A 19,162-nucleotide genomic window follows, 5' to 3' on the forward strand; every position below is an offset into this window, starting at 1 on the left:
GGACGAGGCCAGGCCACCACCGTCCGCCGCCGCGAGATCGCGGTCGCCCGTCCGCTGAGGGTGAGGGGGCCCGTGAGCCCCCTCACCGGCGTGTCAGCCGAAGAAGACCTCGGCCTCCTCGTAGCGGCTGACCGGCACGGTCTTCAGCTCCTTGGTGGCCTCGGCGAGACCGACCCGGACGATGTCGGTGCCCTGCAGCGCGACCATGACGCCGAACTGGCCGTCGTGCACGGCGTCGATGGCCTGCAGGCCGAACCGGGTGGCCAGCACCCGGTCGAAGGCCGTGGGCGTGCCGCCGCGCTGGATGTGGCCGAGCACGGTGGTGCGGGCCTCCTTGCCGGTCCGCTTCTCGATCTCCTTGGCGAGCACCTCGCCGATGCCGCCCAGCCGGACGTGGCCGAAGGAGTCGAGCTCACCCGCCTGCGACGCCATCTGGCCCTCGATCGGGTGGGCTCCCTCCGCGACGACGATGATCGGTGCGTAACGGGTCTTGAAGCGGGACTCGACGTAGGCGCACACCCGGTCGATGTCGAAGGGCTTCTCCGGGATGAGGATGACGTTGGCGCCGCCGGCCATGCCCGCGTGCAGGGCGATCCAGCCCGCGTGCCGGCCCATGACCTCGCAGATCAGCGCGCGGTGGTGGGACTCGGCGGTGGTGTGCAGCCGGTCGATCGCCTCGGTGGCGATGTTGACGGCGGTGTCGAATCCGAAGGTGTAGTCGGTGGCGTTGAGGTCGTTGTCGATCGTCTTCGGCACCCCGACGACCTTCACTCCCCTGTCGAAGAGCTCCTTGGCGACCCCCAGGGTGTCTTCGCCGCCGATCGCGATCAGCGCGTCGACCCCGCTCGCCAGCAGGTTGTCCTTGATCTTCTCAACGCCGCCGTCGATCTTGATCGGGTTGGTCCGCGACGAGCCGAGGATCGTGCCGCCCCGCGGCAGGATGCCCCGTACGGCATGGATGTCCAGCGGCATGGTGTCGCCTTCGAGCGGGCCGCGCCAGCCGTCGCGGAATCCGACGAACTCGTGCCCGTAGACGCTGACCCCCTTGCGCACGACCGCCCGGATAACGGCGTTCAGGCCGGGGCAGTCGCCGCCTCCGGTTAGCACTCCAATACGCATGGCATCCTCCGTGGTGGTTCCGAGGCAAGACGGCCAGACTAAGCGTGGTGGTGCGGCCGACGAGGGATTTCCGCCGCCGACGCAACGCATTCTGCCTGCTGATGTGGCCAATGGTCTAGACCAAATTGGCGGAGTCCCGATTTCTCGGTCGCCGGTTCTCATCGGCGTCGCCGGAGCGGCCGAGCTCGTGTGACGCCGTCTCCCCCCTTCCAGTCTCCACCTTTTCCGCGTGCTTGCAGGCGACCGTTCCGCGCCACCCTCCCGCACTCCGGAAGTCGGCGGAGCGGTACCGGGGAAGGCCCCTCAACGGAGCACCGGTCCGGCCAGCCCCAGGGATTCGAGGTTGTCGTCGGCCGGGTGGCTGCGCCCGGCCGGTCCGGCCGCGAAGGCCCGCAGGATGTTCCCGGTGGCTCTCCGGACGAAGACACCGGCCCGTCCGGTGACGCCGTGGCCGCAGCGGGCGCCTCTCATCGCGCACACCCAGCGCATCGTGCCGGAGCTGAACACCGCGGCGCCGCTCGGCACGGTGTAGTAGGCGCTGTGCGCGACCGTGGTCCGGCCGCCGCAGTCGACCGGGGAGACCGACAGGACCTCCATGGGACGGGGCGCGCCCGCGCCGACCCGGTCGGTCTCCACCCCGGCCATGCCGGGGAAGGAGGTTCCGCGCCGGACCCCGGTCCCCTTGAAGATCCAGTTTCCGGGACGGTCGACCACGTAGGCGGACTCGGAGGGATAGCAGTCGTACATCGGACCCGTCAGGGAGCTCTCCGGCTTGCCGCTCTCCCGCCAGAGGGTCGTCGTGGGATCCTCGGCCGCGTCCTTGTGGCAGACGACGAGGCGGCCGGGACCCAGGGGCGTCGCGGCGAAACGGATCCGCCAGTAGACGGCGTTGGCTCCCAGGAAGGCGATGTTGGTGCCGTGGTCGCGGGCCGCCTCGACGGTGCGGCGCATGCGGTCCGACCAGTATTCGTCGTGGCCGAGGGAGACCAGGCCCCGGGCGCCGTCGAGGACGTGGGGGTCGCGGTCGAGCTCCACGTCCGTGACGTAGGCGAGGGGCAGGCCGTCGCGCTCGGCGAGTGCGACGGCGTCGCGTTCCATGTCCAGGAAGAGCCGGGCCCCGGAGGTGTCGTAGGGGCGGTCGAAGCTGACCGCGCGGGACCTGTCCGCGAAGCCGCCGGGCCCCTTGTAGAGGCTGCGGCCACCCCAGTCGTTGTAGGCCTGCCAGGTGGTGACCGCGTTGACGATGACCAGGCGGCCCCGGGTGGAGGCGGATCTGACCGTGAGGGGGACGTAGCGCCGGCCTCCGGTGGCGGCGTCCAGCCGGATCAGGTAGGTGCCCTCGGGCCAGCCGGAGGTGTCCACCTCGGGGCCCGGCCTCCAGTGGACGGCGGTCACCGTGCGGGTGGCGGCGACCGTCCTGGGCGGAGCCTGCCTCCGGCCGGGCAGCTCGGCGGACTTCCAGACCTGCCTGGCCCCGGCTCCGCCGTACCAGCCCATCCGGAAGGCGCGGGCGGTGTAGTGGCCGGCCGTGGTCGAGACGTACAGCCGGAAGTCCTCCCCCGGCAGTACGCTCACCCGGTCGGCGAAGCCCTCGATCTCGTGCTCGGCGCCGGGCTCACGGAGCCGCCAGCGCGGGTCTCCCGCCCTGGCGTTCTCGGCCACGGTGGCGTCTCTCGCCGCCTGGGTGACGTCGGCGGCTCCCGCCCTCCCCGCCGGAGCCGCGCCACCGGCCGGGGAGGGGCTCTCTTGCGCGAAGGAGCCGTCTCCGGAGGTCGCGGACCCGCCGGGGGCGGAGCACCCGACGACCAGGGTCAGCGTCAGCGCGACGGCCATGCACAGCGGCACTCGGAACATGGTCGGCAGCATGTCCCGCGCGGGGGTCTCCCGCACCGGACTTGGAGGGATCTTGGTGTCAGGCGTGCGGCAGTACGCACGAAGGGGTGCCCACCGCGAACACCTCCCCGTCGAACCGCGGGATCCCGTCCTGCACCGCCAGTACGGCGACGCCGTCGGAGCGCTGGTTGGCCACGTACATCCGGTCGCCGGCGACGGCGAAGTGCCTCGGCCAGACGCCCCCGCAGCCGACCTCCGCGATCGGGTCCAGGGCAGCGGAGAACACCGAGATCGTGTCGGGACCCCGGTTGCCGACGTAGACGTATCCGCCGGACACCTCCAGGTGCGAGGGGGCGTTCTCGCCCCCGCCGGCACCGGCGGGGACGGCCCGGAGCTCGCGCCAGGCCTCGTCGTAGACCCGGACCGTGCCGTCCAGCTCCCCGGCGACGTACCAGCGGTCCCCGGACCGGGCCATGTGCCGGGGGCCCATGCCGGACGCGAGCCGTACCGGACCGCCGGGATGCGCCGTCACCTCGCCGTCGACGAGGTGGCGGCGGACCTCGTCGGTGCCCAGGTCGGTGACGTACAGCACGCCGTCGGGGCCGAAGACGGCCTGGTGGGCGTGGGAGCCCTCCCGGTGCGGGAAGGTCCACAGGTCGGTGAGCAGGCCGGAGCCGTCGATCCCGTGTACGCTCACCGTGCCGTCGCCGTAGTTGGCCACCGCGAGCAGGGTGCCCGACGGGTCGACGGCCAGCTGGCAGGGGAACGATCCCTCACTCGGCCGCCGGGCGAGGAGGGTCAGGGCGTCGTCGTCGGCACGGCCGAAGACGCTCACCGTGCCCTGCTCGCCCTCCCCCACCGCGTACAGGATCGGGAGATGGGGGTGGGCGGCGAGGAAGGACGGGCCCGAGGCCTCCGTCTCGCCGAGCCGTACGAGGCCGTCCAGATCCACCAGCGTGATCCCCGCGCCCGATCCGCCGGTGTCAGAGGTGTATCCACCGATATACGCAAGCTCAGTCATCGTGTTCCTCTCACCGCAGCGGGACGACTTATGCGAACCGCAGGCAGAGCGCCCTCTGCCGACCAGTCTGCGAACTTAGCGCAGCCGTACGGCGGCCGGCGGCCGGGTGGGGTACCGGCAGGCGTGCCGCACGGCCAGGAGTACGGCTGGGGCCAGGGCTTCGTGGCGCGGGTGACCAGGATCGCGGCCGGGCGGTCCCCCGCCCGGCCCCGCGGTCAGTCGGACAGACCCAGGCGGGCGTGCAGGCGGCGCAGCGGAGCCGGTGCCCACCAGTTGGCCGGACCGGCCAGCCTCATGAAGGCCGGGACGAGGACCGCCCGGATGACTGTGGCGTCCACGAGGATCGCGACGGCCATGCCGACCCCGAGCATCTGCACGAACACCACCCCCGCGCTCGCGTAGACGGCGAAGGAGAGCGCCAGGATCACACCCGCCGCCGTGATCAGTGGGGCGCTGCGCTGCAGGCCCGCCGCGACCGCCGCCGGAGTGTCACCCGTGCGCCCGTACTCCTCCCTGATCCGCGACAGCACGAACACCTCATAGTCCATCGACAGCCCGTAGGCGACGCAGAACATCAGGATCGGGATGCTCGGATCGAGGGTGCCCGTCGGGGTGAAGCCGAGCAGCCCGGACAGGTGGCCGTCCTGGTAGACCCAGACCAGCGCGCCGAACATCACCGACATGCTCAGCAGGTTCAGCACGGTCGCCTTCAACGGGATCAGCACGCTCCCGGTCATCAGGAACAGCACGACGAAGGTCACCGCGAGCATGACGGCCAGCAGCAGCGGCAACCGGTCGACCACCGAGGAGCGGTAGTCGGCGAGCTCGGCGGGGTAGCCGCCGACCAGCACCCCGAACGGTGCCCGGACCGCCCTGACCCGCTCGACGAGGCGGACGGGATCGTCCTCCATCAGTTCGGCCGAGGGCACCACCGACAGCCAGGTCCCCTCCGTTCCGGTGAACCGCGCCGGATCCCCGTCGCCGACCCGGCGGCCCGCCGCGAAGGAGCCGGCCGCGGAGTCGACCTGCGCCACGCCCGGCAGCCGGGACAGCGTCGTGGCGTATCCCGCCACGTCCGCCGCCGTGCCCGTCGAGACGATCTGCAGCGCGTCGGTCTCCTCGGCGGGGAAGCCGGCCCGGATCACCTCCTGGGTCTGCCGGGCGGGAGCGGAGGCGGGCAGGACCCGGTCGTCGGCGACACCGAAGCGCAGTCCCAGGAACGGCGAGCCGAGCATGAGCAGGACGAGCGTCGCCACGCCGCCGTAGACCACCGGCCTGCGCATGACCCGGGTGGCCAGGGCGTGCCAGAACCCCTCGGTCCGTTCGCCCCGGTCACGTCGGGGCAGCACCCGGTGGCCCACCGCGCCCAGGATCGCGGGCAGCACGACGACCGCACCGGCCATCCCGCCGACGACGACCGCGATCCCGGCGTAGGCGAAGGAGCGCAGGAAGTCGAACGGCAGCGCCAGCAGCACCGCGACGGAGGCGGCGACGGTCACCCCGCTGAAGATCACCGTACGGCCGGCCCGCTCCACGCTGCGCGCGACGGCCTCGTGGAGACCGTGCCCCCGAGCCACCTCCTCCCGGAACCGGGAGATCACGAACAGCGAGTAGTCGATGCCCAGACCGAGGCCCATGGCCAGGGTCAGGTTCAGCGCGAAGGTGGAGACGTCGGCGAACAGCAGGACCCCGCGCAGCAGCGCCAGCGCCGTCACCATGGCGGACACGCCCACCAGGATCGGCAGCAGGGCGGCGACCGCGCGGCGCAGGAACAGCCAGAGCAGCACGAAGACGAGGGGGAAGATCACCATCTCGGCCCGGACGAAGTCCTGTCTGGCCTGCGGGACGGTCTGCCGGAACACCTCCTCGCCCCCGCCGGACCTGACCGAGATCACCTCGTTCCCCTTGGTGAGCCGGGGTACCAGCTCCGGGAGGATCCGGGAGCGCACGGCATCGGCGTCACCGGGGATGCGGGCGACGACCAGTGCGTGGCGGCCGTCCTCGCTGCGCAGGGTCGCCGGACGGCCCCGCGTCCAGTAGGAGGCCGCCTCGGCGACCCCGCCCGACGCGGCCAGCTCCCGCGTCAGCGCCTGCCCGGCGGCGACGACGGCGGGGGCGTTCACGTCGCCGCTCCTGGCGGTGACGAGGAGGATCAGGTCCACGCTGCCGGTGCCGAACCGCTCGGCGAGCTCGGCCCCCGCCCGGTCGGACTCCGAGCCCGGCGCCTCGAAGCGGGCCAGCGACAGGCCGCCCACCGCGCCGACCGCCAGCACGGCCATGGCGAGCGTGGCCAGCAGGGAGACGATCATCACCAGCCGGCGGCGGCGGACCAGCAGGTATCCCAGCCTGCGTAGACGTGGAACGGCCGGTGGCGCCACGGCGGGGCGCGTATCGGTTTTCATGATCATCCCCGAAAGTCGGTAAACTGCTCGCATTAAGCGTTCGGAACAGAAATACAAGTAATTGCTCGTGTTTGTCAACGGGACGGCGCGTGCCCAAGCGACGGGGCATGCCCGGGAATCGGGGAGACGCATGCCCGAAGAGCAGCGCACGGTGAGGCGGCAGGCGCGCGGCCTCAGGCGCATGGAGGAGATCCTCGACGCGGCCGAACTGGTGATCACCGAGGTGGGATACGCCGAGATGACCACCAACGCGGTCGCCGCCCGGGCGGGGATGTCACCGGGCTCGCTGTACCAGTTCTTCCACAACAAGGACGAGATCCTGCAGGGGCTGCTCGACCGGTTCACCGACGGGCGGCGCGAGCACTGGGAGACGCGGCTCACCGGCGACCTCGCGCACATGCCCCTGCCGGAGCTGATCGACCGGCTGGTCGACGAGATCGTCGCCTACAAGACCACCCGCCCGGCCTACTGGGCGCTCCTGCACGGTTCGGCCACCGGCGACCGCCTGGCGGCCGCGTCCGAACAGCTCCACCTGGGGGTCGCCGGGCGGCTGGCCGGGCTCTTCGCGCTGCGTGCGCCCCACCTGGACGGCGAGCGCCGCCTGGTCCTCGCCACGATGGCGGTGGCGGCGGTCAAGGCGGTGATGCCCCTGGTCGCGGTCGCGCCGCCGGAGCGGGCACCGGAGCTGATCGCCGAACTGAAGGCCATGCTGCTGGCCTACCTGGCCCCCGGCCTGACCCCGTCTCCGTAGGAGCCCGGTCCGAGGAGGAGACGGAGAACGCCGAGACACCGGGGAGACGCCGGGCGGTCGAGAAGGCCTCGACATCGACCCGAACCACATCCTCGCCTGGGGCGGCGCGCACCGGAGGCGGCCGCCGCCGATGGTACGAGCCGCTGCCCTCTTGTCAGGGTATTGAGCCTTCTGTACGGCGCGGCCCAGGGAGCAGCCGGCCGCCGAGCAGGACGGCGCAGGACCCGACGGTCAGCAGCCCGCCGGCGAGGAAGGTGCCCCGTACACCGGCAAGCGGCAGGACCAGTCCGCCAAGCGCGGCGCCCGCCGCGATGCCGGCGTTGTAGGCACCGGAGTTCGCCGCGAAGGCCATGTCCGTGCGGCCCGGCGCGCAGTACAGCATCGCGTTCTGGGTGGTCATGAACACCGGACCGAGTGCGCCGCCCATCAGCGTAAGGAACATCACCGCCGCCACCGGATGGCCGCCGAACGCGTACAGGCCGAGCATGCCCACCGCCTGCGTGGCCACGGCGGTGGTCAGCGCGGACTGCGGAAAGCGGTCCAGTAACGCCCCGGTGATGCTCACCCCGGCCAGACACGCGACACCGAACACCACGAACAGGGCGCTGACCGCGCTCGGGGAGAACCCGCTCACGTCCCCCAGGAACGTCACGATGTAGGTGTATCCCGTGAACGCCCCGGTGGCGGACAGGGTCCCGGCCGTCAGCACCGTCCCGAACCGCCGGACGTCGGGACTGCTCGCATACGCGGCGGGCTCCTCTTCCGGACGCGAAGTCGGCAGCAGAACGGCGATCGTCACCAGAGAGACGAGCCCCAGCGCCGCCAGCATGGCGATGGGCACCTGCCAGTCACTCTGCCGGCCCAGCCAGGTCCCGGCGGGAACACCGAGCACGAGGGCGAGCGAACCAGCCACGGACAGCGCCCCGACCACCCGCCCCCGGACCTCGGGTGCGAACAGGCCTACCGCGACCGGCCCCATCACGGCCCAGAACAGCGCCTGGGCGAGCGCGGTCAGCAGCCGCGCCACGAGGAGCAGCCAGTAAGAGGGGGCCAGCGCCGCAACGAGACTCGACACCACGAGCGCGGCCAGCAGTCCCGTGAGCACATGGCGTCGGGGCACGGCCCGCACGACGTGGGCGAGCGGCACAGACGCGATGGCCACCGTCACGCCGTAACAGGTGACCAGCAGACCGACCGCTGACAGGGACACCCGCAGGTCTTCAGAGATGAGCTCCAGGAGGCCGACCGGCAGGTTCTCCGCGGTGTTGAAGGTGAGGGCGGCCAGCATCAGGGCCCCGAGCACCGCCGGCCTGTGCCATGGAGCCGGTCGCCGCGTGGTCGCACGGTCTCTTCCTGTCCTCACCCGTTGCGCCTGCTGCGTGTCCCCGTCCATGCAGGTACCTCATCAGGCGCACCAGTCCCGCTGCAACCGGATTCAGCCGCCTGGGACCCCGGTGCACCAGTCGCCAGAACTGTCCGAAGGGTCACCGGGGACGATGAGTACAGAAGCCAGGTTCGGCACTCTGCGAGAATTCGATTACCGAGAGTGCAGGCGCGCTCCGGTTCCGAGGTTCCTCGTGGTGCATCAACCTCCTTGAGACCGCCGCGAGAGGGCCGGGCTCAGTGGCGGAACGGGCCGGTGACCTCGTAGGTGACGCCGTCCGTCCCGGCGGTGTCCCCCCGGACGCCACGCTGGGAGGAGAAGTAGAGGCGGCGGCCGTCGGGAGAGAAGGCGGGGCCGGTGATCTCCGACTTCGGGTGACCGTCGACCCGGAGGAACGGGGTGACCACCCGGTCGGGGGTGATCAGGTTGATCTCCATGTTCCCGGTGTCCTCGGCGACGTAGAGATCCCCGCCGGGAGTGCCGGTGAGGTTGTCCACGACCCCCAGCGGGGCGTCGGCGTCGTAGACGATCTCCAGGCGCTCGTGCTCCGCGTCGTAGCCCCACACCCGGTTGTCACCCTTGGTGGTGAAGAAACAGACACCGTCGGCGTAGTGGCACCCCTCTCCGCCGTTGAAATGTCGGGCGGCGTCCACCTGGTGGCGGGTCGCCTCCAGCAGCGCCGCCGGGTTCGGCACCCGCTGCCAGGTCACCGCCCCGGCGGAGGAGGCGCAGAGCACGTCCAGCCGGCCCGCCGTCAGATCACCCCAGTGGGCCGGCCGGAACCGGTAGAAGCAGCCGTCCGGCTCGTCCTCGGTCAGGTAGACCACCTGCCGGTCCGGGTCGCAGGCGGCGGCCTCGTGCTTGAACCTGCCCATGGCCAGGCGCGGCATCGCGGCGCGCGAGCCGTACGGGTCGCACTCGAAGACCCGCCCACGCAGGATCTCCTCGCACGACAGCCAGGTGTTCCAGGGCGTACGGCCACCGGCGCAGTTGAGGTTGGTGCCCGACAGGATCCGGTAGGCGCCGCGGACGGCTCCCCCCGGGCCGAACCTGATCGCCGTCGCGCCGCCGAGCAGCGGGACCTCGGAGTTGGAGACGTAGATCCAGCCGTCACCGTCCGGGAAGCACGCGCCGCCGTCCGGCGCCGGATGCCAGAGCACCCCGCCGACCCGCCGACCGGTGCGGGCGACGACCCGGCCGGTGAACCCGGCGGGCAACGCGACCCCGTTGACGTCGGGCGCGACGAGCGGACCGTAGGGGCCGGGGCCACGACGCGGGAGAGCCTGCGCGGCCCCCTGCCAGAGCGATCCGGCGAAGGCCGCCCCGGCGGCCAGTCCCCCGGTTCGCATCAACGTACGGCGAAGCATGGCGCCTCCTCGTTGCCTCCACGGTACGCGTCCAGTTGATCAAACTCACATGAACAGGACGGCTGCCCCCGGACAAATTTTTCCGGAAATCCGCGACGGCGTTCGCACCGCTTTCTACGGCGCCCGCCCCTACGTTCACCTCCGCACCGAGTCGAGCGGCGCCTCCAGGCACTGCAAGACGTCGGCGAATTCGCTGAAAGTAGACCTCACCGGCGATCAGACCGGGTCCTCGTCGGTCGGCGAAGGCATCGCGTGTGGACGCAGGACCATGAGCGTGCCTTCCAGGGTCGCCACCATGGCGAAGGGGAACCGGTCGACCTCAAGGCAGAGCGCGACGTCATCAGGATGGACTCCTTGACGCACCCCCTCCGCCAGTTCGGCGGCGGCGCGCGACTCGGCGGCGCGGCGAAGGAACTCAGCAGCGTCCGTCCCAGCCTCGGTGACTCTCCGAGCGATGTACTGAGCACACGCCAGATCTTCATCGGCCTGTCCGTCTTCGCCGGTGACCACGAACGTGACGCTGTCGCTCTTGCGCGCCCGCAAGAGGCGAGCCGTCGCCTCCGCCACCACGAAGCCGGCGCACAGCACCAGCGGCGCCTCCTTGACCACAAGGGCGCCGACCGTCCCTGCCGTGGTTTTCTGCACAACGGTCCGTCCGCCGAGGTCGATCGACCGCAGCAGGGCCGGCGAGTTGACGGCGTCGAACCCTGGCATGGGCGGGCCGTCTTTGAGTGCCACCCAATCCGGGTGGCGAGCCTTGAGCGCCTGGGCTTCGTCCAGCGACTCGGCAAGCACGATCTTCTCCGCCCCCTGGGCAAAGGCCCAGGCAGCCACGGTGAAAGCACGCATGACGTCGACGACGACCGCCACGGGCGGGGTTTCGACCAGATCAGTGATACCAAGGAAACGCGTGTTCATTCCGGTCATGATTGCGCACGCCCGGCCCGAGGCGCCCACAGAGTGATACGCATCACCTCGACGGCCTCGGACCGCACCATCTCCGGCCGGCTGCGGCGCGCAAGTAGTCCGCAACGACACGCCTGCTCAATCGCCACCTGGGTGACCCGCACACGGCCTCTACGGCTCGGTTCCACGGAGTTCAGAGTCATCCGACCAGCCCGGCCACTGGTCCACGCCGTGATCACCGACCACGATCGGCACCTGGACGCCTATCTCGATCAGGATGCCGCGCGGCGAATCGGCGGTCTATGGATGCTCGCTGCCTCTTCCCCGCGCTCACTGATCCATCTGCCGAGGCCAACAGCTGTACGGGACAGCCCTTGGCGAACGGCCCCGGTGGTCGGAAGTTTTCAAGTCGACTATCGGGTGGTCGCGTTGGGGACGGCGGCCGTGGCTGTCCCTGCGGTAGCCTCGCTGCGTCCGGCAGCTGATCAGAGACACGGGTGGAACAACGGTGACCCAGGAAGCCAACAAGAGCAGCCGGTTGAACCCTGAACCTCGGCCGGACCTGGTGTCGCGCGCGGTGGAGTTCCTGCCGCCGGGCAGCGAGATCCGACAGGCGTTCATCGCGCAGAGCGCGCCGAACTTCCTGTTCTTCGTCGTGACGTACATGACCGGTCTGACGATGCTCGTCAACAAGTACCGGTGCGTGGCCGTCACGAAGGACGAGATCTACGTGCTCGACAGCACCAAGCTGTCCGGCGGCGCCAGCCCGCAGAAGCTGCTGGGCACGATGCCGCGCCGCACCAAGCTCGGTCCGGGCCACGGCAACTGGTGGACGATCGAGCTCCTCGGCGAGAAGCACTGGGTGCACAAGCGCTTCTTCGAGCAGCTCGCGGCTGCCGACCGGGAGGCCGGCTTCACCGCGTAGGGCTCGCAGGTGGAGCGGCCGGTGGACGCGGCGGGCAACGCGACGCCGTTGACGTCGGGCGCGACGAGCGGACCGTAGGGGCCGGGGCCACGACGCGGGAGAGCCTGCGCGGCCCCCTGCCAGAGCGATCCGGCGAAGGCCGCCCCGGCGGCCAGTCCCCCGGTTCGCATCAACGTACGGCGAAGCATGGCGCCTCCTCGTTGCCTCCACGGTACGCGTCCAGTTGATCAAACTCACATGAACAGGACGGCTGCCCCCGGACAAATTTTTCCGGAAATCCGTGACGGCGTTCTGCCGAGCTCCCGGCCCGGGCGGCCGGGCCGCGTCCCGGCGAGCGCGTGTTGATATGGCACGTCGCAGGTATGCCGTACGAGGACGACTCCGACCCGCAGTACGACCGGCCGCCTCCCGGATCAGCGCGGCGCTTGCTGACTCACCCGAGTCCAAGTGCCCCGACGGCAGGTGCCAGTCGCCGTCGCACCAGCCGGTGTTCTGCCGCCGACCGAGGATGAGGTGTACGTCGACGCAGGTCTTATCAGGAGGTGACGTACACCGCGACCGCCGGCGGCTGGACGCGGTTCAACGACGCCGAGCGCTCCCTACCGCAGCGCGCAGCTCTCTTGGCCGACGTCCGCTCGTGCCCGCCACGCAATGTGCTCGACGTGCGCTTCCATCTCATCGTGTCGAAGGTGCCTGTTCCGGCGGTGTGGTGGTCGGCTCGCCGGTCTCGTCGACAGCCTCCCCACCGCGTTCTCCGGTGGATCGTGACAGCCACCAGGCGAGGAACGCCGCGAACGCGGCGAAGGCCGCAGCGATGAGCAGGAGGGGGGCCGCGGAACCGGTGATGGTGAGGATGGCCGCTCCGATGCTGCTGGCCAAGAAGTTGCCGAGGTAGCCGGCAGACGTGTTCAGCGAGGTCACGAGCGACGCGCTCTCAGGAGCCGCGTAGGCGATGATCCGATGCTGCTGAGGTCCCATGACTGAGTACGACACGACACCGCTGAGCGCTTGGGCGATCGCCACGAGGATGAAGACTTGCTGAACCGCAAGCATGACCACGCACACCGCGGCGACGCCCATGGCGGCGCCGATGACGACGCGCCGCGAGCCGTACCGATCGGTCAACGAGCCAGCCGTCAGGTTGCCTGCCGTGGCCGCGACTCCGAACACCAGTAGTAGGAGCGCGAGTCTGGCTTGCTCGCCGCCGATCGCCGGCGCGAAAACCGCGCTCATGTACGTGAAGGGAAGAAAAATGCCGATGAACGTCAGCAGTGTGACGACCAGGACCCGCAGGACCCGCTGGTCGGTCAACGGCGCGATGCGCTGCCGCAGTGTCGCGCCTTGATCGAGTCTGATCGGCGGCAGCAGCACGGCGATGACGACCGCGACGCCTACGGCGACTGCGGCGACGAACCAAATGGCCATCTGCCAGCCCCATGCGCCGCCGATGAGCGTACCCAGCGGAGCACCCAGCACCAGCGAGAGCGTCGCTCCAGCGGTCACCATGGCGATGGCCTTCCCCCGCCGCTGTTCGCCGGCGAGGTGTGCGGCCGTAGCCACAGCGCTCGCGACGAACAGCGCCGCGCCGGACCCGGCCAGGACACGGGACGCGAGGACCAGCCCGTAAACGTGAGCCGACGCCGTCACGGCGTTTCCCGCCGCGAGCAGCGCGATCCCAGTCACGAGGACCCGGCGCTTGGACCACCTGCCCGTGAGTGCGGCGAAGACGGGCCCCAAGAGCGCGTAGGCAATGGCGAACACACTCACCAGTTGACCGGCTGCAGCAGTACTGACTTGGAGCGTTTTCTGGATCTGGGGAAGGAGACCCACGATGACGAATCCGTCAGTTCCGACCGCGAACGTTCCCAGGGTCAGAACCGCAGCCCGGGCACGCCATGGAGACGTTCCCGAAACTGTTTCATTCTTGGTCATCTAGCTGCGCCCCCCAAACCAGCCCACGGCATCCTCAGCGCCGTTTGGGACGGCAGGCGACATATAGGCAGCCATGTTCTGTTCTGGCGTCATGGAGCCAGCCTGGCGGCCGACCGCTTATCGCGCCGAGTGCCAGGAAAGACATCATGCGGTACTTTCCTGCCATGCACCGCGTAGTGGCCCTCATCCGCCCACCGCAATCGACCTTCGAACTCGGCTGCGCGGCCCAGGTGTTCGGTATCGAGCGGCCAGGACTTCCGACGCGGTACGCCTTCAGCGTGTGCACGGAGCAGCCCGGGCCGATCGCGACACACGCCGGGTACGACATGCTCGTCACCGATGGGCTGGACGCACTCGACCGAGCGGACATCGTGATCATCCCCGGCTGGCTGCCCGTCAAGGAGCCACCCTCGTCTGCGGTCGTCCGGGCGCTGCGCCGCGCACACTCCCGCGGAGCACGGGTGGTCAGCATTTGCTCCGGCGTCTTCGCGCTAGCGCACGCCGGCCTGCTGGACGGACGAAGGGCGACCACCCACTGGGAGCTGGCGGACGAGCTCGCAGCGTGCTTCCCGCACATTCACATCGACCCGGACGTGCTGTACGTGGACCACGGTGACGTGGCCACCAGTGCCGGCGCCGGGGCCGGCTTCGACCTGTGCATGCACCTGATCCGCAAGGACCAGGGCGCTCGGTACGCCGCACATGTCGCACGGACCATGGTGATGCCGCCGCACCGCGAGGGCGGGCAGTTGCAGTACGCGGCGCCGCCACATCCCGCACAGATGGATGGCACACTCGCGCCGCTGCTGGAGTGGATCACCGAGAGATTCGGCGAACCGGTCACCATCGAGGGCATGGCCGGGCACGCGGGCGTCTCAACGCGTACCCTCGCCCGGCAATTCGCCGACCAACTCGGCACCAGCCCAGGGCGGTGGCTGCTGGCCCAGCGGATCGCCACGGCCCAGGACCTGCTGGAATCTACCGACCTCCCGTTGGACGCCATCGCCCGCCGTGTCGGCCTCTCCTCGGCCACCAACCTGCGCAGGCGCTTCCACAATGCCCTGGGCACAACGCCCGGCGCCTACCGCCGGACGTTCCGCGCCAAGCCACGTTGACAGCCTCATGGTGCAACGACGCCAACCCCGTCAATCGACCTGGGCATGCCGGGTCGACCCGCCGGTCCTGTCCTGTCCACAGCGCCATGCCCGGTCAGCGCCGCATATGACCGGCGGGCCGTCCAGGAGCCGCCATGACACAGACGCTGCGACGCGGTTCAAGCTATGAGCAGGCGGAGGCCGAGATCTGCCGCGTCGAGGTCGGCGAGGTCGCTGTTGCGCTCGGCCCACCGGCCGGAGTCGAGGTCGTCGCTGAGGCTTCGTACCGCCCGCTGCTCGGCCTTCGGCCCGACCCTCGTCCACACCGACATCGCACGGCGCACGTGATCCTCCAGATACGCCCCCGGTCGGCGCCAGTACGCCTCGAACAGGCCGTCAGCGCAGTCCCACGGGATGGGCACCGGCTCAGCGTGGGCGCCGATCGCGTCGGCCATCTTAGTAAGCAAGGGAAATTCCGCGAGGACGGCGGCGAACTCGGGCAGGTAGTCGCGGGTAAGCCAGAACCGGTCCTGCCATCCGGGCTCGTCGGTGTCGAACGTGAGCACCACCACGCGGCGGGCCACGCGCCGCATCTCGCGCAGCCCCGTTATCGGGTCCCCCCAGTGGTGAACGGTGGAGACGGCCATCGCGACGTCGAAGGAGTGGTCCTCGAACGGCAGACTCTCGGCGGCGGCGGCCACACACGGCGCCGAGCCGGCAGGCCGCTGCCCCCGCATGACCGCCGATGGCTCCACCGCGGTCACGTCGCGATCAGCAGGCTCGTAGGAGCCGGTGCCGGCCCCGACGTTCAGCACCGTCTGGGCATCCCCGAGCGCGTCCCAGATCTGCGCGGCGATCCGCGGCTCGGTACGCCGTGTCGCGATGTAGGCGCCGCCGATCGCGTCGTACAGCCGTGCCCCGAGCATCTCCAGTTGCTCCTCCGGTGTCACTTTCAGTCCCTTCGCCCGTGTCCCAAGTTCCCTGTCGATGGCCGCCACCATGGCGTCAGCGCGATGTGGTGACGACGCACGCCTCGCAGGCTCTTCCAGTGGATCACGACGTCCTAGGAACAGGCAGAGAAGCCGTCACATGCCTTGGTCCGAAAAAGGGCGACAACAGAGATGGGAGCGGTCACCCGGCGGGGAAATCGAATTCGCCGTCCTTGACGCCGCCCACGAACGCCTCCCACTCGGCCCGGGTGTAGACGATCACCATTCCGTCGGGATGATGGCTGTGCCGTACGGCGACGCGCCCACTGCCGTCGGCCAGTGGCCCGGCCTCGACACACTGACCGCCACCGTTGGCGCTCCTGGTGCTGATATGCCAGGCAACGCCCGCCAACTCTTCGGGGGTGACCATCACGCGCCCCTCCCTTTCGCTTATCCGACACGGCTGACCGCATCTCGGATGACAATCGCGGACGCATCCGGGGTGAGTGCGGCGCTTTGGAGCGAATCGTACGCTCGCGCGAAAACCTCGGCATCTTCCGCTTCGGTGTAGACGGCCCCTCCCCTGGTCTCCACATACGCCACGTCAACGTAGGGTTCCGGCATGTCGAAGATCGTGAAGGATCCTTCCGGACTGGCGTGCGCGCCGACGGTGAACGGCAGGACCTGGATGGTCACATTCGGTATCCGATCGAGAACATAGGGAAACCGGATCGGAGCCGTCCGCCAAATCTCCACTTAGGTTCAGCGCCAGAAGGGAGCACCACGACATGGAGCACCACACCGGTTCCGACCAGTCATCCGCCCACCACGTTCAGGACTTCGACGGACGTGACCCGCAGAGCACAGTTTCGAAGCGTGCATGCAAGGGTGCCTGTATGCCGAGCGGTGACCTCCCGCGCATGTTCGCCCTGGTCCAGGAGTTCGACGAGGACGACGGCGAGAGCCTGACGGAGGTGGTGGCCTATGGGCTGGCACTACCGGATGGAACAGCGGCGACCGTCGGCGCGAACGGTCACGGGTTCGGCCGATGGACCAACGCCCACCGTGCAGCGTGGCGACTCCGCTCCGATCTGGTCTGGCTCGGGGAATGTGAGGCCGAAGCGTCCGCCCCGTAGGACCTCGAAGAGGGTTGCGCCTGATCCGTCCTCCGGTCAGTCATGTGTGGGGTCGAGATCCGGCACACCGACGGCCGGCTCAGCCGGGTGCTCGGCGGCCCGGAATCGGGCGGCCTCCTGATAGGCCGTGATCACGGCGGCGAACATGGCGGCCGGCGCGACGACCAGGACCAGGAGCCAGGTGACGTCACCAGGAAGCAGGAACATCGCCATGAAGACGGCGACGACGACACCGATCCAGACGGCCGGCTTGCCGGGGATGTTCACTACCAGGATCCTTCCATCCATTCGTACCAGTGCCCGCGCAGGTGCTCGTACTCACCCTCATAGTCACCCGAGGGTTCCCCTCCGGGACTCCAGGCAAAACCATAGGAGCTGAGGAAACCCGTGCCCCGCACCCGGAACCGCGCACCGGTGCCGGTGCGCTCGATCGACGCCAGGGAGAACAGTCCCACCGTCTTTTCCTGAATCTCGGGCTCCGTTCCCGCCGCCACCGCCTGGGCGTAGCGCTCCAGGCTCGTCTCGGAGAGCGCGAACCGGGCGGTGTAGGGGACGTCGAAGTGCACAAGTCCGATCACAGCCACCCCCATGAGCGGGGCCGCCGCCCAGCGCGTCCAGTGCCTGCGCAGCCCCGGACGGCCGTCCGCGCGGCACAGCGCCACGACGAACCGGGGAGCCCAGACGATCACGAGGACCAGGCCCAGGAAACCGCCGAACATCGTCTCCATGAAGTACCCGCCGGGGGCGCTCACGCCGTACAGCAGGACGAGCCCGGCGAACGCGACGAGAGGGAGCAGCCAGCGGCCGGGAGGACCGGTCAGCGTGCGGGTGAACGGCGACAGTAGCGGTCCCTGCCCCCGGCTCGTCGACGAGTCCGATGGCCCCTCGATAGGACTTCCGATCATGTCGCCATTCAACACATCGATGATCGCGATGAACAGCGAAACGCCTTTTTTGCCCTATCCCTCCCAAGAGCAGCGGCGAAGGAACCACTCCAGGGCGTAGTCGGCGGAGAGTTCGCGGCCAGGCCCGGGAAAGTCCACGGCGTACTCCGTCGCATCACCGTTCCGAGTCCCCGTGGGGGTCGGTCAGCGGATCCGCCAGAGCCCCTCGTCCACCCGGAGCCCTGGCAGGCCCGGCACCGGCGCCGTGGCCGCGTAGAGCATGTACCGGTCGTCTTCCTCGTCCATCGCGGCGAGGAGGCGGCTGCCGTCCGCCAGGATCACCGTCCACAGTCCCGGCGCTTCGGTGTCGCCGTACAGCACGTAGGAGTCGAAACGGGCGGCGAACCGTTCGGCGAACTCCCGGCGGCCGACCCGGTCGGCCAACCGGCCCTCGATGCCGACGTCGAAGCCCATCGCGAAGTGGCCGGAGGTCGGCCGGTACGTGCAGAACGCGGCGAACACCTTGTCCCGTGGGACGTCCCGCAGCTCCTCGTCGACCCGGTCGTCGTGGCCGACGAACAACTCGTGCCCGGCGACCCCGAAGCAGTCCAGCAGGAACGCCCGCAGCTCGGCCTCCGGAACCAGGCGAGACGACAGGCCGTCGTAGCCGGTGCTCTCCGTCTCCGTCACGGCGCCACCCTACGCACCCCCGCAGACCTGTCGTCGGAGCCGGTGACCGCCGCCACCCTACGCACCCCGCAGGCCCGTCGGGGCCGGCGACCGCCGTCCCCCGCCGCACCGCCCTCCGCCACCCTCATGACCGGCGGGCACGCTCGATCGGCACATCGGCACATCGGCACATCGGTACGGAGCCCGAGGACGAGAAGGTGCCCCGGACCGCGCGGTCCGGGGCACCTTGGGTGGCGGCGGGACGGTCTAGCGCTGGGCCTCGATCATCCAGTGGTGCTTCTCCAGGTCCTGCGTGATCTCGATCAGGATGTCCTGGGTCACCAGGTCGGCCTCCTCGGTGGCGGTGATGCGCTCACGCATCCGGCGGGTGATGGACCCGAGGATGTCCGTCATCGCGGCGACGACCTTGCCGTCGTTGATGTAACCCGTCTCCAGTTGCGGCACCTCGGTCGTGCTCGCGATCGTCGAAGCCCGGCCGTCGGGGTTGCACCCGAGGGCAACCGCGCGCTCGGCGACGGTGTCCGCGTGCTTCCTGGCCGCTGAAACGATCTTGTCGAGCTGCAGGTGCAGCGAGCGGAAGTTGTGGCCGATCACGTTCCAGTGCGCCTGCTTGGTCAGCAGCGACAGGTCGAGCAGGTCGACGAGCGCGCCCTGGAGCACGGTGCCGACGACCTTCTTGGCTTCGGGATTGAGCGGGCTGGTGATCGCGGACATGAAACGTCCCCCCGTTTCGACGTCAGTTTCCTATTTGTACTGAAATGTCCCTACCCACTCACCCCTCCCCTTATG

Annotated in this window: 19 protein-coding genes; 4 read left to right on the forward strand and 15 right to left on the reverse strand. The window is 69.8% G+C overall.

The window, feature by feature from the left end; genetic code table 11:
* Positions 1 to 93: 93 nt before the first annotated feature.
* The 4 genes from OHA77_RS07705 to OHA77_RS07720 form a co-directional block, all read right to left on the reverse strand.
* A complete protein-coding gene (locus OHA77_RS07705) occupies positions 94 to 1,119 on the reverse strand; it encodes a 6-phosphofructokinase (RefSeq protein WP_326821338.1) in 1,026 nt (341 codons plus the stop codon).
* A gap of 303 nt (positions 1,120 to 1,422) precedes the next feature.
* Positions 1,423 to 2,973: a N,N-dimethylformamidase beta subunit family domain-containing protein gene (locus OHA77_RS07710; protein ID WP_406317069.1), complete on the reverse strand. Its 1,551-nt coding sequence runs from the start codon at positions 2,971 to 2,973 to the stop codon at positions 1,423 to 1,425.
* 58 nt (positions 2,974 to 3,031) lie between these two features.
* Positions 3,032 to 3,973, reverse strand: coding sequence for a lactonase family protein (locus OHA77_RS07715; RefSeq protein ID WP_406317071.1), 942 nt, complete (start codon positions 3,971 to 3,973; stop codon positions 3,032 to 3,034).
* A 215-nt stretch (positions 3,974 to 4,188) separates the two neighbouring features.
* Positions 4,189 to 6,375 (reverse strand): MMPL family transporter, encoded by a 2,187-nt coding sequence (locus tag OHA77_RS07720; protein WP_406317072.1) that lies wholly within the window; start codon positions 6,373 to 6,375, stop codon positions 4,189 to 4,191.
* Between the two features lie 130 nt (positions 6,376 to 6,505).
* On the opposite strand from OHA77_RS07720, the gene OHA77_RS07725 reads away from it, so the two are divergent.
* Positions 6,506 to 7,126: a TetR/AcrR family transcriptional regulator gene (locus OHA77_RS07725; protein ID WP_406317073.1), complete on the forward strand. Its 621-nt coding sequence runs from the start codon at positions 6,506 to 6,508 to the stop codon at positions 7,124 to 7,126.
* A 154-nt stretch (positions 7,127 to 7,280) separates the two neighbouring features.
* Here the strand turns inward: OHA77_RS07725 and OHA77_RS07730 are convergent, their stop codons facing one another.
* The 3 genes from OHA77_RS07730 to OHA77_RS07740 form a co-directional block, all read right to left on the reverse strand.
* Positions 7,281 to 8,429 carry an MFS transporter gene (locus tag OHA77_RS07730; RefSeq protein ID WP_406317074.1) on the reverse strand — a complete coding sequence of 383 codons (1,149 nt, stop codon included), beginning with the start codon at positions 8,427 to 8,429 and terminating at the stop codon, positions 7,281 to 7,283.
* Between the two features lie 317 nt (positions 8,430 to 8,746).
* Positions 8,747 to 9,877, reverse strand: a complete 1,131-nt coding sequence (locus OHA77_RS07735) for an alkaline phosphatase PhoX (RefSeq protein ID WP_406317075.1) — start codon at positions 9,875 to 9,877, stop codon at positions 8,747 to 8,749.
* A gap of 216 nt (positions 9,878 to 10,093) precedes the next feature.
* Complete coding sequence (locus OHA77_RS07740) at positions 10,094 to 10,795, reverse strand: 2-phosphosulfolactate phosphatase (RefSeq protein ID WP_406317076.1); 702 nt, start codon at positions 10,793 to 10,795, stop codon at positions 10,094 to 10,096.
* A 496-nt stretch (positions 10,796 to 11,291) separates the two neighbouring features.
* Between OHA77_RS07740 and OHA77_RS07745 the strand changes: the two genes are divergently transcribed.
* Positions 11,292 to 11,708: a hypothetical protein gene (locus tag OHA77_RS07745; protein ID WP_406317078.1), complete on the forward strand. Its 417-nt coding sequence runs from the start codon at positions 11,292 to 11,294 to the stop codon at positions 11,706 to 11,708.
* 675 nt (positions 11,709 to 12,383) lie between these two features.
* On the opposite strand, the gene OHA77_RS07750 is transcribed toward OHA77_RS07745, so the two are convergent.
* On the reverse strand, positions 12,384 to 13,640 hold the full coding sequence (locus OHA77_RS07750; RefSeq protein ID WP_406317080.1) for an MFS transporter: 1,257 nt from the start codon (positions 13,638 to 13,640) through the stop codon (positions 12,384 to 12,386).
* Positions 13,641 to 13,804: 164 nt separating this feature from the next.
* Between OHA77_RS07750 and OHA77_RS07755 the strand changes: the two genes are divergently transcribed.
* Positions 13,805 to 14,755, forward strand: coding sequence for a helix-turn-helix domain-containing protein (locus OHA77_RS07755; RefSeq protein ID WP_406317081.1), 951 nt, complete (start codon positions 13,805 to 13,807; stop codon positions 14,753 to 14,755).
* A 158-nt stretch (positions 14,756 to 14,913) separates the two neighbouring features.
* Here the strand turns inward: OHA77_RS07755 and OHA77_RS07760 are convergent, their stop codons facing one another.
* The 3 genes from OHA77_RS07760 to OHA77_RS07770 all read right to left on the reverse strand — a co-directional run bounded on the left by OHA77_RS07760 (position 14,914) and on the right by OHA77_RS07770 (position 16,359).
* On the reverse strand, positions 14,914 to 15,684 hold the full coding sequence (locus tag OHA77_RS07760; protein WP_406317083.1) for a class I SAM-dependent methyltransferase: 771 nt from the start codon (positions 15,682 to 15,684) through the stop codon (positions 14,914 to 14,916).
* A 181-nt stretch (positions 15,685 to 15,865) separates the two neighbouring features.
* A complete protein-coding gene (locus tag OHA77_RS07765; protein WP_326821321.1) occupies positions 15,866 to 16,093 on the reverse strand; it encodes a DUF397 domain-containing protein in 228 nt (75 codons plus the stop codon).
* 20 nt (positions 16,094 to 16,113) lie between these two features.
* Positions 16,114 to 16,359 carry a Scr1 family TA system antitoxin-like transcriptional regulator gene (locus OHA77_RS07770; protein WP_406317085.1) on the reverse strand — a complete coding sequence of 82 codons (246 nt, stop codon included), beginning with the start codon at positions 16,357 to 16,359 and terminating at the stop codon, positions 16,114 to 16,116.
* A 200-nt stretch (positions 16,360 to 16,559) separates the two neighbouring features.
* Between OHA77_RS07770 and OHA77_RS07775 the strand changes: the two genes are divergently transcribed.
* Entirely contained in the window at positions 16,560 to 16,799 is a 240-nt protein-coding gene (locus OHA77_RS07775) for a hypothetical protein (protein ID WP_406317087.1), read from the forward strand.
* Between the two features lie 36 nt (positions 16,800 to 16,835).
* Here OHA77_RS07775 and OHA77_RS07780 read toward each other — a convergent pair whose 3' ends face one another.
* The 4 genes from OHA77_RS07780 to OHA77_RS07795 all read right to left on the reverse strand — a co-directional run bounded on the left by OHA77_RS07780 (position 16,836) and on the right by OHA77_RS07795 (position 19,087).
* Positions 16,836 to 17,066: a hypothetical protein gene (locus OHA77_RS07780; RefSeq protein WP_406317088.1), complete on the reverse strand. Its 231-nt coding sequence runs from the start codon at positions 17,064 to 17,066 to the stop codon at positions 16,836 to 16,838.
* Entirely contained in the window at positions 17,066 to 17,704 is a 639-nt protein-coding gene (locus OHA77_RS07785; protein WP_406317089.1) for a hypothetical protein, read from the reverse strand. Before OHA77_RS07785 ends, OHA77_RS07780 begins: the two co-directional genes overlap by 1 nt.
* A 183-nt stretch (positions 17,705 to 17,887) precedes the next feature.
* Complete coding sequence (locus OHA77_RS07790; RefSeq protein WP_406317090.1) at positions 17,888 to 18,373, reverse strand: hypothetical protein; 486 nt, start codon at positions 18,371 to 18,373, stop codon at positions 17,888 to 17,890.
* Positions 18,374 to 18,619: 246 nt separating this feature from the next.
* Positions 18,620 to 19,087 (reverse strand): DNA starvation/stationary phase protection protein, encoded by a 468-nt coding sequence (locus OHA77_RS07795; RefSeq protein ID WP_326821315.1) that lies wholly within the window; start codon positions 19,085 to 19,087, stop codon positions 18,620 to 18,622.
* Between the last annotated feature and the right edge of the window lie 75 nt (positions 19,088 to 19,162).

Origin of the sequence: Streptosporangium sp. NBC_01639, from assembly GCF_045209755.1 — a bacterium.
Taxonomy (GTDB): Bacteria; Actinomycetota; Actinomycetes; order Streptosporangiales; family Streptosporangiaceae; genus Streptosporangium.

Bases quoted from the DNA above. Each gene is read 5' to 3' on its own strand.
- OHA77_RS07705 (WP_326821338.1), bottom strand. From the start codon at position 1,119: ATGCGTATTGGAGTGCTAACCGGAGGCGGCGACTGCCCCGGCCTGAAC.
- OHA77_RS07710 (WP_406317069.1), bottom strand. From the start codon at position 2,973: ATGTTCCGAGTGCCGCTGTGCATGGCCGTCGCGCTGACGCTGACCCTG.
- OHA77_RS07715 (WP_406317071.1), bottom strand. From the start codon at position 3,973: ATGACTGAGCTTGCGTATATCGGTGGATACACCTCTGACACCGGCGGA.
- OHA77_RS07720 (WP_406317072.1), bottom strand. From the start codon at position 6,375: ATGAAAACCGATACGCGCCCCGCCGTGGCGCCACCGGCCGTTCCACGT.
- OHA77_RS07725 (WP_406317073.1), top strand. From the start codon at position 6,506: ATGCCCGAAGAGCAGCGCACGGTGAGGCGGCAGGCGCGCGGCCTCAGG.
- OHA77_RS07735 (WP_406317075.1), bottom strand. From the start codon at position 9,877: ATGCTTCGCCGTACGTTGATGCGAACCGGGGGACTGGCCGCCGGGGCG.
- OHA77_RS07740 (WP_406317076.1), bottom strand. From the start codon at position 10,795: ATGAACACGCGTTTCCTTGGTATCACTGATCTGGTCGAAACCCCGCCC.
- OHA77_RS07750 (WP_406317080.1), bottom strand. From the start codon at position 13,640: ATGACCAAGAATGAAACAGTTTCGGGAACGTCTCCATGGCGTGCCCGG.
- OHA77_RS07755 (WP_406317081.1), top strand. From the start codon at position 13,805: ATGCACCGCGTAGTGGCCCTCATCCGCCCACCGCAATCGACCTTCGAA.
- OHA77_RS07765 (WP_326821321.1), bottom strand. From the start codon at position 16,093: ATGGTCACCCCCGAAGAGTTGGCGGGCGTTGCCTGGCATATCAGCACC.
- OHA77_RS07775 (WP_406317087.1), top strand. From the start codon at position 16,560: ATGCCGAGCGGTGACCTCCCGCGCATGTTCGCCCTGGTCCAGGAGTTC.
- OHA77_RS07785 (WP_406317089.1), bottom strand. From the start codon at position 17,704: ATGATCGGAAGTCCTATCGAGGGGCCATCGGACTCGTCGACGAGCCGG.
- OHA77_RS07795 (WP_326821315.1), bottom strand. From the start codon at position 19,087: ATGTCCGCGATCACCAGCCCGCTCAATCCCGAAGCCAAGAAGGTCGTC.